9 protein-coding genes are annotated in these 16696 nt (G+C 64.3%); all 9 read left to right on the forward strand.

Features of this window, described 5'->3' with window-relative positions:
* Positions 1 to 1686, forward strand: a 1686-nt coding sequence (locus tag EKM57_RS21410) for a protein kinase (protein WP_129794578.1), incomplete at its 5' end; no start/stop codon positions are given.
* The gene (tagH, locus tag EKM57_RS21415; protein WP_129794579.1) at positions 1686 to 2684 is read left to right on the forward strand and encodes a type VI secretion system-associated FHA domain protein TagH; all 999 of its coding nucleotides are present in this window, start codon (positions 1686 to 1688) and stop codon (positions 2682 to 2684) included. The genes EKM57_RS21410 and tagH, both read left to right, overlap by 1 nt.
* Positions 2685 to 3131: 447 nt before the next feature.
* Complete coding sequence (locus EKM57_RS21420; protein WP_129794580.1) at positions 3132 to 3806, forward strand: response regulator transcription factor; 675 nt, start codon at positions 3132 to 3134, stop codon at positions 3804 to 3806.
* Positions 3803 to 4834, forward strand: coding sequence for a sensor histidine kinase KdpD (locus EKM57_RS21425; protein ID WP_206185538.1), 1032 nt, complete (start codon positions 3803 to 3805; stop codon positions 4832 to 4834). The genes EKM57_RS21420 and EKM57_RS21425 overlap by 4 nt, the downstream gene beginning before the upstream one ends.
* A 148-nt stretch (positions 4835 to 4982) precedes the next feature.
* Positions 4983 to 5729 carry a response regulator transcription factor gene (locus EKM57_RS22840; RefSeq protein WP_129794581.1) on the forward strand — a complete coding sequence of 249 codons (747 nt, stop codon included), beginning with the start codon at positions 4983 to 4985 and terminating at the stop codon, positions 5727 to 5729.
* Positions 5730 to 5778: 49 nt separating this feature from the next.
* Positions 5779 to 6189 carry a response regulator gene (locus tag EKM57_RS21435; RefSeq protein ID WP_165357610.1) on the forward strand — a complete coding sequence of 137 codons (411 nt, stop codon included), beginning with the start codon at positions 5779 to 5781 and terminating at the stop codon, positions 6187 to 6189.
* 291 nt (positions 6190 to 6480) lie between these two features.
* A complete protein-coding gene (locus EKM57_RS22745; protein WP_129794583.1) occupies positions 6481 to 13278 on the forward strand; it encodes a peroxidase family protein in 6798 nt (2265 codons plus the stop codon).
* A gap of 72 nt (positions 13279 to 13350) precedes the next feature.
* Positions 13351 to 15108 (forward strand): type I secretion system permease/ATPase, encoded by a 1758-nt coding sequence (locus tag EKM57_RS21445; protein WP_129794584.1) that lies wholly within the window; start codon positions 13351 to 13353, stop codon positions 15106 to 15108.
* On the forward strand, positions 15105 to 16460 hold the full coding sequence (locus EKM57_RS21450; RefSeq protein ID WP_206185539.1) for an HlyD family type I secretion periplasmic adaptor subunit: 1356 nt from the start codon (positions 15105 to 15107) through the stop codon (positions 16458 to 16460). Before EKM57_RS21445 ends, EKM57_RS21450 begins: the two co-directional genes overlap by 4 nt.
* Positions 16461 to 16696 lie beyond the last annotated feature (236 nt).

Consider the following 16696-nt stretch of genomic DNA (forward strand, 5'->3'; position numbering starts at 1 on the left):
CGCGTGCGGCGCATCGGCCGGTACGAGATCGAGGAGCGGATCGGCGAAGGCGCGATGGCCGACGTCTATCGGGCGCGGGATCCTGAAATCGGCCGTCCGATCGCGGTCAAGATCCTGAAGGCGGAGCTCCGCGCCGACCAAGAGATCGTTGCCCGCTTTCTGCGTGAAGCGCGCGCGGCCGGATCGCTCTCCCATCCGAACATCGTCACCATCTACGACGTCGGCGAAGCCGACGGCTATCCCTACATCGCGATGGAGTACCTCGACATGGTCGCGCTCGACCAGCATATCCGGACCAGCGGCGCGCTCGCGGTGGAAAGCGTTCTGTCGCTGGGCACGCAGCTGGCCCGGGCGCTGCATTATGCGCACGAGGCGGGCGTCATCCATCGGGACATCAAGCCTTCGAACATCATGCTGTGCGAGGGCGGCCGCGTCGCCAAGATTCTCGATTTCGGGATCGCCAGGATCGGCGAACCCGACCGAGTCCGCGCCGAGCTCAACGCGCTGCGCACGCAGGTAGGGCAGGTTCTCGGCACCCCCCGCTACATGAGCCCCGAACAGGCTCTGGGCCTTACTATCGATCGCCGCTCCGACCTGTTTTCGATGGGTGTCGTTCTTTACGAGATGCTCACAGGACGAATGGCGTTCGACGGCGCGAGCCTCGCTACACTTGCCGTTCAGATCACACATCACGAGCCGCAACCGCTCAGGAACGTGCTTCCGGGGTGCCCCAAGGGGCTCCAGTATCTGATCGAGCGCCTCCTTGCGAAGGAGCCCGACAAGCGCTTTGCCACGGGGGCCGATCTCGCCGAGGCCTTGGACCGCGAACGATCGGCGCTGGCGGGTACGCGTTTGGGACGAGGGTTGCCGCTGCGCTGGCGCCTGAGCCTGACGATCTCGGCGGCAATGGCGATCGCGCTGGCGCTGATGGCCGTCGCCATGCTGGATCGTCAGTATCGCTCCATGCAGCAAATGACGCTCACCTCCGCCACGACGATTGCGACCTTCATTGCGAACAATGTGGCCCTCCGGGCGGTCGAGAATGCGGGCCTTCCGGCGTCTCAGCAGGATTGGGCCCCCGTGCAGGCCTTCGTGCAGGCGGCGGCGCAGGATTCGACGGTGCGCCGCCTCGTGGTCGTGGACGCCAGCGGCATCGTGCGGGGCTCAAGCGATCCCCGCGTGATCGGAACCCGGGATCGAGTTCCTGCGGGCGAAACCTTCCTGTCCGAGGGTCCCCACGAGCGAATTTCCGCGACTGCCGAGGAAGATTTCCGCATCCGGCGCACGGTCCGTTACGCCGACCAGGATTTTGGCGCGGTCGAGCTTGTCATGAGCCGGGCTGAACTTGCCGCTGCCACGCGAAACGCGCTTTGGTTGATGGCTGGCCTGGCTTTCATGCTGGCTCTCGTCATCATCGTCGTCAGCCACGCTACCGCGCGAATGATCGTGCGCCCCTTGCGCCAGCTCAAATCCGCATTGGACGAGGCCGCTGGCGGCAATCTTCAATTTCGTCTCTCGCATCGCCGCCGGGACGAGTTCGGCGTGCTGTTCGACAGCTTCAACCGGATGGCGGACGCAGCGGAAGGCGGGGCCTTCGCTCCGGCAATCCCCGCCACGTCGCTCGAGGAGACACGTATCCACCCGACGACCGAGCCATATTCGGCCGAAGCGCGGCGGACGGCCTGATGTATCTCCTGAAGTTGTACCATCAACTCGATCCTCTGCGGCCCGTCGCCGCGCGCGCGCTCGCGCAGGGCCGCCTGCGCGTCGGGCGGGACCCGACGTCGGACTGGGTGATTTCGGATTCCGACTGCGAAGTGTCGCGCACCCACCTGGAGCTGGTGTGTTCCGATGATGCGCTCATCATGACGCCGCTCGGAGCGAACGGCGTGTTCGGGCCGGACGGCGATCAGTTCGATTATGGAAAGAGCCGCGCCTTCGTTCCCGGCGACGCGATATGCTTCGGCAAATACCGGATGGTGGTCGAGGAGGCGCCCCATGCCGGCAAAAGCTGCGTCGATCTGGACAGGACGATCGCGGCCCCGTTCGGCACCAACCCCGACATTCCAACGGCCTGGCCCGACCCGCCCTGCGACAATTGCGCTGGAGACTCCCTCCTCGACGCATTCTGCCGGGGGGCCGATCTCGATCTATCGGCTTTCTCCGAGCACGATGCTGCCGACGTGATGCACAGAGCGGGGGAAATTTATCGCCAGGTCGTGCTAGGGCTTGCCGACCTCATGAGTGCCCGCAGCTCGGTGAAGCGCGATCACAGGCTCGACCGCACCACGATCGGCGCGGAAGACAACAACCCGTTCAAATGGGCGCCCTCCCGTCGCCTGGCCAGCGACCTTCTCTTGCGCGACGAGCCGGGCTTCGAGAGTGGGGCGAAAGCCGTTCGCTCATCGTTCGCGGACATAAAGAAGCACATGCTGGGCTCGCTTGCAGGCTTCCACGCAGCGGTCGGCGCCGTCCTGGAGGCCGGACGCCCCGCCGTCATCGAAGCGCGGGTGAGACGGGAGAAGTCCGTCCTGCAAAGTCAGGCGGCAGCCTGCTGGGCCGAGTTCAGCCGCCTCCATGCCGAGCTGGACGCGGCCGCGGAGCAGAACGGAGGCGGACCCATCCAGGCGGCCTTCGCCGCGGCTTACGAGGCCCGGTTGAGGGAGCTCGAGGAAGAGCGTTAAGGCTCGACGGCCGCGATTGGCCGGCGCCAGACCGCGCAACGCTTCCGATCAGGCCGCGAGGACCGTCCACCATGCGACGACTCGCCAGCAGATCAAGTTCAGATTCTCGGGAACCGGCGCCAGATCGAGCGCGGCTCGTTCCAAGATCGCCGGAAGCAGACATAAACTAGTCCGATCGGATTATAGACGCGGTCCAGAATTACGCTACCCTCTCGACAGGGGAGAGCCACATGCGTTTCCGTCGTCGCGAGGGAACCGACCTTTGGCATTGGTATCGGAACTGCACAGGCTGGCCGGATCCGGCCGACCAGTTCGAGGAACGCTCAGCGCCGCCTTCTGATGCCAGATTGTGTGATCATTGCAGGCGTCTCGCAGATCCCGGAGCCCGCGAGAGGTGAGGACCGGGGGGTCGCTGTCGAGCGGCGCCCGTAATGCCGGGGCCTGCCCATGAGGGTTCTGGTTATCGAGGACAACCGCCGTCTGGCCGATCTCGTTTGCAGCGAATTGCGGGAGCGCGGCTTCACGCCCGACACGGCATACGGCCTGCGCCAGGCGGAGGAGCTGCTTGGGGTCGTCGACTACGACGCGCTGGTGCTGGACCTGGGGTTGCCGGACGGAGAGGGGCTGGAATGGTTGCGTCATCGACGGGAGAGCGGCGAACTGCCGCCGCTCCTGGTCCTGACCGCGCGCGCCAACCTCGGGGATCGGGTGGCAGGCCTCGATGCCGGTGCGGACGACTATCTGGTCAAGCCATTCGAAATAGATGAACTGGCAGCGCGGCTGCGGGCGATGTTGCGCCGGCCCGGTAGGCGCGCCCTGCCAATCATCCAAGCCGGCGCGCTGAGGTTCGATGTTGCAAGCCGCAACGCCGTCCTGGGGACGACGCCTTTGGAGCTCAGTCGGCGGGAAACCGACCTGCTGGCCGTGCTCATCCGGAATGCCGGCAACGTCGTCAGGCGCGCAGTCATAGAGGAAGCCATTTACACGCTCGACGAGCCCGTAACGCCCAACGCCGTGGAGGCAACGGCGTCTCGGCTGCGCCGAAAGCTGGAAGGAGCAGGCGGGGGCGGCCTGCTGATCGCGGTGCGTGGCGTGGGATATCTCCTCCGCGAGGCCTCGTGAAAGCCCCGCCATCAATCTTCAGGCGCCTCATCCTTGGGTTTGTTGCGACGGCAATCATAGGCTCCGCCGGACTGGTCCTCCTGGAGCTGACCCAACTCGATATCGCCTATGGACGTCCCCAGGAGATATTCGGCCGCGAAGCGGGCCTGGTGCACGAGATCATCGAGCATGGCCTGCTGCCGGTCGTGGCGCTGCTCGTGCCCATGCTGGTTGCCGCAGTCTGGGTCGTTCGAACTTCGCTCGCGCCGCTGGATATAGCCGGTTCGCGGATCGCCGCGGCCTCCGACGAGGACCGGGGATTCCAGATCGACAGCTCGGATCTGCCGCGCGAAGCCATACCGTTCGTCAAGGCGGTGAACGACCTTCTCGTCCGGCTCGACGCAGCTGCAGCGCGGCAAGAGGCCTTTGCGGCCGATGTGGCGCACGAGCTCCGCACGCCCTTGTCGATTCTCGCTCTCGAGCTGGACAGGATGAAGGGAGCAGATGCGCAGCGGCTGCGCAAGGACGTCCTGGCAATGAGCCGACTTGTCGAACAATTGTTGCTGATCGCACAGCTCGATGCCGCGGATGCCGGGCCGATCCGCTTTGGCCCGACGAGACTGGATCTCGTTGCCGAAGAGGTCGTCATGCGAATGGCTCCGATTGCCAGCGCGCAAGGACGTGCGGCGGAACTGCAAGTGCTCGCCAGGCCCACCGTCCACGGGCTGCCGGAAGTCCTTCAAGCCGCAATACGCAATCTCTTCGAGAATGCGCTGCGTGTCACGCCGGCAAACAAGACCGTCTCGATCATCGTGGGACCGGGTGCGCAGATACGGGTGCGGGATAAAGGCCCTGGCCTCTCCGAATCGCAGCTCGAAGCGCTGTCGCAGCGCTTCGCCCGGGCCGACAGGCGGCATCGCGGAACAGGTCTCGGGCTCGCCATCGTTTCCAAGGTCATGGCTTTGCACGGTGGAAGCCTCGAAACCGCTATGCACAGGCGCGAAATCATCATGCGCTTCCCCGATGAGGGCGGGGATCGGGCCCGGTGACGGCCGACGCGGAACGAGCGATACCGCAATTCTACTGTATCGTCAGGCTGACGTCAGCCTCTTCTGCTAACCATCGGGAGTGACAGTGATTCTCCGCGGCGTTCGTCTCAAGCGAAGCGCCTCGGAGCGGTAACAAGCGGGGGGAAACATGCTTGCCCACAATCTTCGTCGCGTCCTGATCGGTGACGTCCATCCACTCGCGCGCACGGGACTCGCGTCATTCCTGCAGCAGGAGTTCTCGCTGGGGGACCATGCTGATTCCTCGAGTTATGCCGAAACGCTGAGCTTGCTGGAGAAAGCGGAGGGAATCGATCTCGTCGTTCTGGACATGGGTCTGCCGGGGCTCGGCGGTGCCGAAGGCCTTCGCCAGCTGCGGCTGGCCTATCCGATGCTGATGCTGATCGTCTTCACGACCCGCTGCGAGCGCGGCGAGGTGCTCGAGGCGCTCGCGGCTGGAGCTCATGGCTGCATTCCAAAGAACCTGGGGATGGAAGATCTGCGCGGAGCGTTCGGGACCATCCTGTCGGGACACATCTATGTCCCGAAGATAATCACGGACGCTTCCCAAATGCGGCACGCGGCGCGCTGCGATCAGCTCGACCTTTCCCTCACCAGACGACAGCGCGAAGTGCTCGAGCAACTCGCCGCGGGCAAGTCCAACAAGGAAATTGCCCGTGTACTGAACATTGCGGAGAGCACCGTGAAGGTTCACGTGGCCGCTGCTTTCCGTTCGTTGGGCGTTCATAACAGGGTCAGTGCCGTCGCCGCGCTCGATGCCCGAAGGTCCGACACTTCGAAAGTCGAACCCTTTCTCCCGGGCGTGGTCGGCGATCGCCGAAGGGAAAGCAGTCAAAGGCCAGCCAATTCACCGGCCCCGCTATACGCGGTGCATTAGACTCCAACGCTCGAACGATGGCCTGGCAAAGGGAGATCTGGAGGCCGTCATGCCGAGCGTGCTCCTGATCGAGGATGACGAGCTCGTCGCCGGCGCGCTGGGCATGCTCGTCGAACTCAACGGAGACTATAAGGTCAATGGGCGAGCTTGCGACCTGGCGGGCGCAATCGAGATAGTCGAACGCGGTCAGATCGATATCGCGCTCGTCGACATCAATCTCGGCAATCTACGCTCTGGTTACGCCGTGGCCGCAGAGCTTACGATCCGGGGGGTCGATTGCGTCCTCGTGACCGGCGATGCTCCGCCCTTTCCTCTTCCCGAGCTCGCCCGCGGCTGCATCACCAAACCATTCACCGCAGCTTCGGTGGCCGACGCCTTGTGGTTGGCCTGGGCGAGCCGGACCCGGCCGCGCTGGACTTTCACACCGGGCCTGCAACCGACCAATTTCGAGGCTTACTGATCCCGACGACCGGAACGACGCCCGCCCGGCGCCGGCGATCGCGTCTGCGTGTCCGCACCGGTGAGTAGTCGCGGACATATCCACCATAAGTATTAGATGTACTCGGCAAACGAATTACGCCGTTTCCTCGCCTCGACTCTCGCTCCACTGGATCATTAACATCTTCTTAAGGCGGTACTTTGGTCGTTCGAACCGGCCTTCCGCCCAGTCGCGGTGCGGCGCGACTTCGGCGTCGCTTGAACTGTCGCGGAACGAAGCCCGAAGGGCTCGTCCGGCATAAGGAGAATTTCGATGGTGAGTCTGGTCAAGCACGATCTCGATTTCATTCTGAAGCAGATCAAGATCGCCGAGCGTCATGCGGCGGGCGAGGATCTCGCGACGCTCGTCGCGGACTATGGCCGCGCGACCGGCGCTGAGGGCACGGGCGCGCTCCAGCCGCATTTCCTGCCTTATGGCCTGCGTACGGTCGACGGCAGCTACAACAATCTGATCGACGGCCGCGAATCCTGGGGTGCCTCGGGCAAGCCTTTCGTCCCGCTCGTCGAGCCGACCTACGGGAACGAAGGCGACGATGCCCTGATGTTCGGGACCCCTGCCAACCCGGTCTGGCTCACCAACACGGATTATACGCCCGGCGCCGACACCGGTAGCGCGATGCTCGAGCCCGGAACGGTGGTCGACGCCGATCCACGGCTGATTTCGAACCTGGTCGTGGACCAGACCAGCAACAACCCTGCCGCGATCATGGTCTACGAGGCCATGTTGGCCGAGGGAAAGACGGCGACCAGGACCCAGCTGACCGATTCGGAGGGAAACCCCGTCTTCCACACCCAGCGCGTGCTCGGCGGCGCCGGCGAGGTGCTGGCCGACATCGGCGATCCGGTCTGGATCTATACATTCGAGAACTGGGCTCCGGATATTGGCGATTCGGCGCCCTACAATTCTCTTTTTACGCTGTTCGGCCAGTTCTTCGATCATGGCCTCGACCTGGTCGCAAAGGGCGGAGCGGGAACGGTGTACATTCCGCTCTCCCCCGACGATCCGCTTTACGATCCCGCCAGCCCGCACACCAACTTCATGGTCATGACCCGCGCCTCGCGTGACGAGAATGGCGACGTCGCCGCCAACGTCACCACCCCATGGGTCGACCAGAACCAGACATATACGTCACATGCATCGCATCACGTTTTCCTCCGCGAATATGTGATGCACGAGGGCCGGCCGGTCGCCACCGGAAACCTGCTCGACGGCTCCCGCGGTCTCCCCACCTGGGCGGATGTCAAGGCGCAGGCGCGCACGATGCTCGGCATCGAGCTCACCGACGCCGACGTGGGCGCGGTGCCGCTGCTGCGCACCGACGCCTACGGCAACTTCATCCCTGACGCGAACGGCTTTGCCCAGATCGTCGTCGATATCGGTCCAGACGGCATCCCCAACACCGAGGACGACGCGGTCGTCTCGGGTACGCCGGACGCGCCGGCGAGCACCGCCAATGCCGTCAGGATCGGCAATGCCTTTCTCGACGACATCGCCCATGCCGCGGTGCCCGTTTCGATCGGCGGCGTGCTCCAGCCCGACGATGATGACGCCCCGGGCTATAGCGGCGGATTCAATTCGCGCGGCCAGCAGACCAGCTACGACAACGAGTTGCTCGACGCCCACTACATCACGGGCGACGGCCGCGGGAACGAGAATGTCGGCCTGAGCTCGATCCACCACGTCTTTCATTCCGAGCACAACCGGGTCGTCGAGGACACGAAAAAGGTCATCCTGGAGGCCGCGGACCTGGCCTTCCTCAATGAATGGCTCCTCGAGCCGGTCGATTCCCTCCCGGCGAGCGAGGCCGCAATCGAGGCCCTGGTGTGGAATGGTGAGCGTCTGTTCCAGGCGGGCCGCTTCACCACCGAGATGCAGTATCAGCACCTGGTCTTCGAGGAGTTCGGCCGCAAGATGCAGCCGGATATCGACCCCTTCCTGTTCGAGCCGTCGGTCGACGTGGATCCGGCGATATTCGCCGAATTCGCCCATGCGGTCTATCGGTTCGGCCATTCGATGCTGAATCAGGACATAGACCGGATCGTCGAAAACGAGGACGGGACCTTCAGCTTCGACAATATCACCTTGTTCGACGGCTTCCTCAATCCGCTCGGGCTGGGTGCGACCGACGCGAACGGCAACGTGATCGTCGATCACGAAGTCGCCGCCGGCGCGATCTTTCGCGGCATGTCGCGCCAGGGCGGCAACGAAATCGACGAGTTCGTCACCGATGTCTTGCGCAACCAGTTGGTCGGCATTCCGCTGGACCTCGCCGCCCTGAACATTGCCCGCGGCCGAGACACCGGTCTGCCGACGCTCAACGAGGCGCGCGCGCAATTCTACCAGGCTGCAGGCCAGGACAGCCAGCTCAAACCCTATACCAGTTGGGCCGACTTCGCGCTCAACCTCCAGAATTCGGTTTCGATCGTGAACTTCATCGCCGCCTACGGGACGCATGAGCTCATCGAGAACGAGACGACTCTCGAAGGCAAGCGCGCGGCCGCCATGACCCTCGTCTTCGGCGCTCCGCACATCGTGTACGGCACGAGCAGCCCAACGGACGACCGACTGATCACGGTTCCAGCCGACCGGCTCGACTTCCTCAACGCGACCGGAGCCTATTCCGAGGGCGACCTCGGCGGCCTGAATCTCGTGGATCTGTGGATCGGCGGACTGGCCGAGAAGAAGATGGACTTCGGCGGAATGCTGGGATCCACCTTCAGCTTCGTCTTCGAGCTGCAGATGGAAAATCTGCAGGAGGCCGACCGCTTCTATTACCTGTCACGCGTCCAGGGCCTCAATCTCCTGAACGAGCTGGAGAACAACTCGTTCGCCAAGATGATCATGCGGAATACCGATCTTGGCGAGAATTCCACGTCCCTGCCCGGCGACATCTTCTCGACGCCGGACCACACGCTGGAGATGGACGTGTCCAAGCAGATCGGCGCGGATCCCACGTTCGATGATCCGGTCCTGCAGGCACTGAGCCCGCTCGTGGTTCGCGAGGACAGCGATGGCGACGGCGATATCGACAAGCTCGTCTACAATGGCGGTGATCATGTCGTCCTTGGCGGTACGCAGGAAGACGACGTCATCGTCGCGGGCGAAGGCGACGACACGATCTGGGGCCGGGGCGGCAACGACAGGCTCGAGGGCGGCTACGGCGTCGACCATATTCATGGCGGCGACGGCGACGACATCATCACCAACGCGGGCACCGACATCGGTGCGAGCGATTTCCTGCATGGCGAGGGCGGGGACGACGTTATTCACGGCGGCAGCGGCCTTGCGCTGATCTTCGGGAACGAGGGGAACGACTTCATCATCGCCGGGCCGGACGGAAAGCACGTCGTCGGCGGGCTCGGCGACGACTTCATCCGTGGCGGCGATGGCCTCGATTTCCTGATGGGCAACGAGGGAAGCGACTGGATCGAAGGCGGCGGCCGCTTCGACACGCTTGCCGGCGAGAATTCGGAGCTGATGTTCAACTCCTCGATCATCGGCCACGACGTCCTGAACGGGAACGGCAACGACACTGACTACGACGCCGAGTCCGGCGACGACATCATGTTCCAGAACGACGGGATCCAGCGCAGCAACGGCATGGCGGGATTCGACTGGGCGATCCACAAGGGCGACTCCACGGCCGCGAATTCCGATCTCGGCATTCCGCTCTTCGCCACCCAGGAAGCCTTCATCCTGCGTGATCGCTTCGACCTGGTCGAGGGACTCTCCGGCTGGATCCACGACGACGTGCTTACCGGTCGCGTCTCGCCGACGAATGCGCGAGCCGAGCTGCAGAATACGGCCGCCATTCCCGGCGCCGACAATATCCTCGACTCCTACTCGAACGCCCTGCTCGAAAAGAACGTCTCGCTCGTCTCCGGCCTCGACCTGCTTGTCGCGCACAAGGAGCGGACGACAGTCACCGTGGGTGGCGTCACCGAGACGATCGTCATGGACACGGCCGACGCCTCCGACATCCTGCTGGGAGGCGGTGGGGCCGACACGATCACCGGCCTTGCCGGCGATGACGTCATCGATGGGGACCGGTGGCTCAACGTTCGTATCGAAGTACGGGATCCGGAAGGGAATGCTATCGGATCGGCCGATGGGATGACCGCCAAGGTCTACGGCGCGGACGGCGCAGAGCTGTTCGGCGGGCGGACCCTGGACGCGCTGATGTTCGAGCGCGCGCTTAGCCCCGGGCAGCTCCACATCGTGCGCGAGATCCTCGATGGCGATGCAGGAAACAGCGCCACGGATGTCGCCGTCTATACCGATGTCATCGAGAACTACACGTTCATCGAGAATGCGGACGGCAGCATTACGGTCGCGCATGTCGAATTTGACGACGACGATGGCGAAGGTCCCGACGGGGAGGACGTTCCTGAAGAAACTGTACCCAAGCGCGTTTCGGACGGCATCGACCGGCTGTTCAACATAGAAGCACTGCGTTTCTCGGATGGCAATGGCGGCACGGTCCTTGTCGCGGTCGACGACCTGCCCTTCGCCAATACGCCGGCGACCGGCGCCCCCGTCATAAGCGATCCTACACCGACCGAGGGCCAGGCGCTGAGCGTCGACATTTCCTCCATCCAGGACGAGAACGGGCTCGGCGCTTTCGCCTATCAATGGCAGGTGTCGGAAGACGGCGGCGCGACGTGGAGCAATCTGGCCGGCGCGACCGGGGTGTCGTTCACGCCGAACGACGGCCTGTTCGGTCTGGGAGGCCAAGTCGGCGACATCCTGCGAATCCGCGTCAGCTTCACCGACGGCGACGGCAATGCCGAGGAGCTGTTCTCGGCCGCGACCGGCGTCGTCGGCGACGACTGGAATGCGGTGCCGTTCGTTGCCAATGTCTTCAACGGCACCGCCGGCGACGACATTGCCGACGGAACCAGCGGCTTCTTCGGGGCCGGCGCCAATGACACGCTCAACGGCAATGGCGGCAACGATATCCTGAATGGTGCAGGCGGAAACGACACTCTCAATGGCGGGGCCGGCGACGATGTCCTCGACGGGGGCGCCGGAAACGACAATTTCATCCAGGTGGGCGCCACCGATGGTCGTGATTTCCTTAACGGCGCTTCCGGCACGGACACCTACCAGCTGAACGGAGCCGCCGGCGCAGAGACGTTCACGATCTACAGCCGCGCAGCCGCCCTGTCGGGGATCGCCGGGCTCACCTTGGCGGCGAGCACGGAAATCGTCATTGCTCGCAACGGCGTCGTGATTGCCGAGCTCGACAACATCGAGGAGATCCGCGTCAATGCGCTTCAGGTCACCTCGCCGGGCGGGGCTGGTGGCGGCGTCAACGGAGGAGACACGATCCAGGTCGTTGGCGACTTCACCGGCACGAGCCTGAACTTCAGCACGATCACCATCGATGGCACGTCCGGGGACGACACCATCGACATAGACGCGCTCCAGTCGGCGCACCGGATCGTCTTCCGCTCGAACGGCGGCAACGACACGATCATCGGCACCCTGCGCGAACAAGATGTGATCGAACTGCCGGAGGGGGCCAGTCCCGACGACTATATGGCAACGACGGTCGACGGGATCACCACGCTGGATAACGGGTCCCATCGGATCACCTTCTCCAGCGACGGATTGCCGCAGCTGCGGACCGCTGGTGAAGACGAAGATCGTCACGACGACGACGACGATGACGATGACGACGACGACGACCATAAACACGATGACGACGATGACCGGAACGATGACGACGATCACGATCACGATCACGATCACGATGATGACGACGACGACGATGACGACGATCGTGCCCCGGCGCCTTCGGATCTCGGAAGCTCTGGAGACGACCAGCTGGCCGGGACCGATGGGGACGACGCTCTCAGCAGCGGGTCTGGCGACGATCGGCTTCTGGGAGGCGGGGGCGACGATGTCCTGAATGCCGGCTCGGGCGACGACGTCCTCGTCGGCGGTCGGGGAGACGACAGGCTGGCGGGAGGCTCCGGCGACGACAGTCTGAACGGAGGCTCCGGCGACGACACGCTCTCCGGCGGTTCCGGCGACGACGTCCTCGTCGGCGGTTCCGGTGACGACGCCATGACCGGCGGTTCCGGTGACGATCTCTTCGCGTTCGGCGACAACGACACCGTTACCGACTTCAGGGCGGGAGAGGATCGTATCGACCTCTCGGACGTGGGTGTCACATCCGCGAACTTCAGCAGCCGGGTGACGATCGCCCAGATCGGCGACAATGTTTCGGTGATGGTCGGTGGTGCGGCGATGCTGCTCCTGGACGTCGACGCCGACGATCTCGGAGCGGCAAGTTTCATATTTGCTTCATCTACCGACGAGATCCAAGAGCCTCCGGCACCGAGCGACGATGCGGACTCGGACCAGGACAATCCTCCTGCTTCGGCCGGAACCGATCAGGGCAGCTCGGCCGACGGGGCTGAGAACGAACGGCCGGAGACAAGCGCCGACGATCCCGTGCCGAACGGCAATACGCCTCCTGCCGGAATCGATCCCGCCTCCGAGCCGCAGAAGGCTGACGAGGAGACCGATCCTACCTCTCAGCCGGTGGACCAGAATCCTTCGAGGGAGGATGATGACCCCCCCGCTGGCGACGGCGAGGGGCGGACGAACGGGGACAGCACGGCCGATCGGGAGGAGCCGGACGCAGCCGACGATCGTGGACGAGACGATGATGATGAATCTGCCGTTGCCGGATCGGACACGGATCATCATCAGCACTTCGGGAGCTGCGACGGCCTAGTCGATCGCGAGAAACCCTGGACGCGAATCTTCGACGACCGCTTCGACCCCCCGAAATTCCCGCTCAACGAGAAGCTCCGCGACGATGGCGACAAAGACGGCCGCTTCTTCCACGGCTCACGCTTCAACGCTGAGGTGCTGGATCTGAACAGCGCCGGGACCGGACCGGGTGCGGCGGGATCTCAGTCCAACCACAGGTTCAGCCGGGAGGATCTGGCCACGTTCCTGGATCATCTTCGGGATCGAGACGAGACCGGACCGGAATTGCGTCGGACAATCCCCGACGACGATTCCTTCCTCTGACTGGACGGGCGCCGGAGCTCCCTTCTCCGGCGCCCTTTCCCTGCCCGTCCCCCCTATTCGGGAGCCATCTCAATGCGCCTGTTCTTGATGACGGTACCCACGCCGCTCGAAAAGGCGGTGCGGGCGTGCCGGCAGCACTTCGTGATGGCCGCTTGCTTCAGCGCGCTGGTCAACGTGCTCTATCTCACGCCGACAATCTACATGATGCAGGTCTACGATCGGGTCGTGCCGACCGGCGGGATTCTCACCTTGCTGTGGATCACCGTCATACTCGGCGTCGCACTCGCGACGCTGGCGGCGCTCGACGCCGTCCGGTCGCGAGTGATGATGCGTGCCTCGCTTCGGCTCAACCGCCTGCTGGCTGGCGAAATCCTGGACCGGCTGATGTCCAGGTCCAAGCTCAAGGCCGGCGACCCGTCCACGAACCAAGCGATGCGCGAATTCGATACCATGAGGCAGGCGCTCGGCGGCCAAGCGACGATAGCCCTGTTCGATACGCCCTGGACTCCGATCTATTTTCTCGTGGCCTTTCTGATTCACCCCATCCTCGGCGGAATGATCGTCCTGGGTGCGGCCATCCTCACCGCTCTGGCCATAATGAACGAGCGGAGCACCAAGCCGCTTTCCGAGCGCGCCCACCTGGCCACGTCCAGCGCCTATGCTTGCCAGGAGGCGGCGATCGGCAATTCGGAGGTCATCCGGGCGCTTGGCATGCGCCGCAGCCTTGTCGCCCGCCAGCTCCAGGAGCGTCAGTCCGGACTCGAGGCCTCGGCGGCCGTCCAGTTTGCCGGCACTCGCTACAGTTCGATCATAAAGTTCGTCCGGATGTTCATGCAGTCGCTGGCGCTCGGCGCCGGCGGCTGGCTTGCGATCGAAGGACAGATATCCGTCGGGGCGATCATCGCGGCCTCGGTGCTTCTGAACAGGGCGCTGCAGCCCATCGAGCAACTGGTCGGCCTCTGGCCCACCATCGTCCAGGCACGACAGGCGATGAGGAGCATTGCCTTCCTTTTCGAGAGCACCGACCGGGAGGACGAGGGGATGACGACGCTTCCCGAGCCCGATGGGCATCTCGAATTGGATCATGTTGTCGTTCGAAATCCTGAGGGCAATGCGGTGTTGCTCAGGAACGTGTGCGCGACGCTGGTGCCGGGACAGATACTGGGCGTGATCGGTCCGTCGGGCGCCGGGAAAACAACGCTCGCGCGGGTCGCCGCGGGAGCGACCGCCCCGGATCTCGGCGAGGTCCGTATCGACGGCGCGAACGTCGACGACTGGGACGCCGAGCTCCTGGGCCAGCATATCGGATACCTTCCACAGGACAGCGCCCTGCTCCCAGGGACGATCGGCGAGAACATATCCCGCTTCGCGGCCATCAGGGGCGTGCCCAAAGCCGTCGCCGATGAAGAGGTTGTTCGCGCTGCCAGAAAGGCCGGTGTCCACGACCTGATTCTCCGGCTTCCCGGTGGCTATGATACTGTCGTGGGTGGTCGGAACCACCGGCTATCGGCGGGCCAGGCCCAACGTATCGCGCTGGCAAGAGCTCTGTACGGGAACCCGAAGGTTCTCATCCTGGACGAGCCGAATTCAGCGCTCGACGCCGAAGGTGAGGACGCCCTTATGCGCGCGGTGGCCCGAGCCAGGATCGAGGGAGCGGCGATCATGATCGTCGCCCACCGGGCCTCGATACTTGCCGACGCCGAAAGGCTGCTTGTCCTCCAGGACGGAATGGTCGCGGGCATCGGGCCCCGAGAGGAGATCATGGATGAGATCCGGCGTCGCGCCGAACGCGAGACCGTCGTTCCGATGAAAGAGAGGGCTCAATCATGAACGACATGACCTGGAAGCCGCAAGGTCCGGCCGTCAGCGACGAAGGTGGGGGCGATGCACCTCGGCGGGAACTCAAGATCGGCGGAGCGATAGCGGCCTTCTTCTTCATCGGCCTTCTCGGCTGCGCAGCCTTTCTTCCGATGGATGCCGGCGCATTCGCCGAAGGCGTCGTGGCCGTGTCGGGAAATCGTCAGGCGGTCCAGCATCGCGACGGCGGCATCGTCACCGAACTGCATGTCCGGGAAGGGCAGATGGTGCGTCAGGGCGACGTCCTCCTCACCATCTCCGCTTCGGAGATCATCGCCACGGAACGTGGTCTGACGGGCGAGATGATCGCGCTTCAGGCGCAGCGGGCAAGGCTTCTGGCGGAGCGCGATCGGCTCGGCTCGGTTCCGGAGCCGCGAGAATTCGCCCGACTGTCGCCGGCGGACAAGGAGCTTGCCGACGATGCGATGCGGGGGCAGCGCCTTCTCTTCGAAGCCCGAAGAAGCTCGAGGTCGACGGAGCGCGGCGTGCTGAACCAGCGCTCGCTCCAGCAGTCGCAGCAGATTAACGGCTATGACCATCAAATCCGCTCCAACAGGGAACAGCGGCGACTGATCGGCGAGGAGCTTTCCGGGCTGCGCCAGCTGGTGGACCGGGGCTTCGTCTCGACCAACCGCATTCGTGCACTTGAGCGCACCGCGGCCGAACTCGACGGCAATTACGGCGCCTACCAGGCCGATATTGCGCGGATGGGGGAGACGGTGGGGGAGACCCGGCTCCAGATGGTGTCGCTCGACCGGAATTTGATGGAAGAGGTCGCTACCCAGTTGAGGGAGGTCCAGGTGCGGCTGGACGAGTTGCAGCCTCGGCTGGCGGCCGTGCGCGAACAGCTCGCCCGATCGATGGTCCGTGCACCGGCAAGCGGCCGCGTGGTGGGCTTGAACATCTTCACCGTCGGAGGAGTCGTCGCACCGGGCGTAACCCTCATGGAGATCGTCCCGCAGGACCGGCGGCTCCTGATCGAGGCGAAAGCTGCACCGACCGACGCGGATGATCTGACCGTCGGGATGCGGACCCAGATCAGGTTCCCGGCTCTCCAGGAAAGGAATTTGCCGATCCTGAACGGCCGCGTCTCGAACGTATCGGCCGACAGCTTCGAGGACGAAAGGACCGGGCAGCGCTTCTTTCGTGTGCAGGTCGAAGTGCCGCCTCAGGAACTCGCCGTCATTCACCAGTTCCGGGACGACGGGGGGCTGCGCCCCGGCCTGCCCGCCGAGCTCATGATTCCTCTGCGGAAGCGGAGCGCGTTGTCCTACCTGACCGAACCCCTCACTCAGACGCTCTGGCGGGCGGGGAGAGAACATTAGGGTGCATGGTAGATGTGTCTCGTACAACAGCCGGTGCTGCGCCCAGCGCTCCTTCCCGATGGCACCTGGCCCCCGAGCGAGAGCGTGATGCGGGGACGTTTGCTGGCGGCGGTGGGGATGGCCGCCTTGACGATGGGCGGCGCCGCTCATGCGCAGACTGAGACGCTGCGCGAGGCGCTGGCGAAGACCTATGATGCCAATCCGACGATCATGGCGCAGCGGGCGCAGCTTCGCAC

The sequence above is a fragment of the Sphingosinicella sp. CPCC 101087 genome, assembly GCF_004151485.1.
Lineage (GTDB): Bacteria > Pseudomonadota > Alphaproteobacteria > Sphingomonadales > Sphingomonadaceae > Allosphingosinicella.

Excerpts from the sequence above, each read along its gene's own strand:
- tagH (WP_129794579.1), top strand. The coding sequence starts at position 1,686 with ATGTATCTCCTGAAGTTGTACCATCAACTCGATCCTCTGCGGCCCGTC.
- EKM57_RS21420 (WP_129794580.1), top strand. The coding sequence starts at position 3,132 with ATGAGGGTTCTGGTTATCGAGGACAACCGCCGTCTGGCCGATCTCGTT.
- EKM57_RS22840 (WP_129794581.1), top strand. The coding sequence starts at position 4,983 with ATGCTTGCCCACAATCTTCGTCGCGTCCTGATCGGTGACGTCCATCCA.
- EKM57_RS21435 (WP_165357610.1), top strand. The coding sequence starts at position 5,779 with ATGCCGAGCGTGCTCCTGATCGAGGATGACGAGCTCGTCGCCGGCGCG.
- EKM57_RS22745 (WP_129794583.1), top strand. The coding sequence starts at position 6,481 with ATGGTGAGTCTGGTCAAGCACGATCTCGATTTCATTCTGAAGCAGATC.
- EKM57_RS21445 (WP_129794584.1), top strand. The coding sequence starts at position 13,351 with ATGCGCCTGTTCTTGATGACGGTACCCACGCCGCTCGAAAAGGCGGTG.
- EKM57_RS21450 (WP_206185539.1), top strand. The coding sequence starts at position 15,105 with ATGAACGACATGACCTGGAAGCCGCAAGGTCCGGCCGTCAGCGACGAA.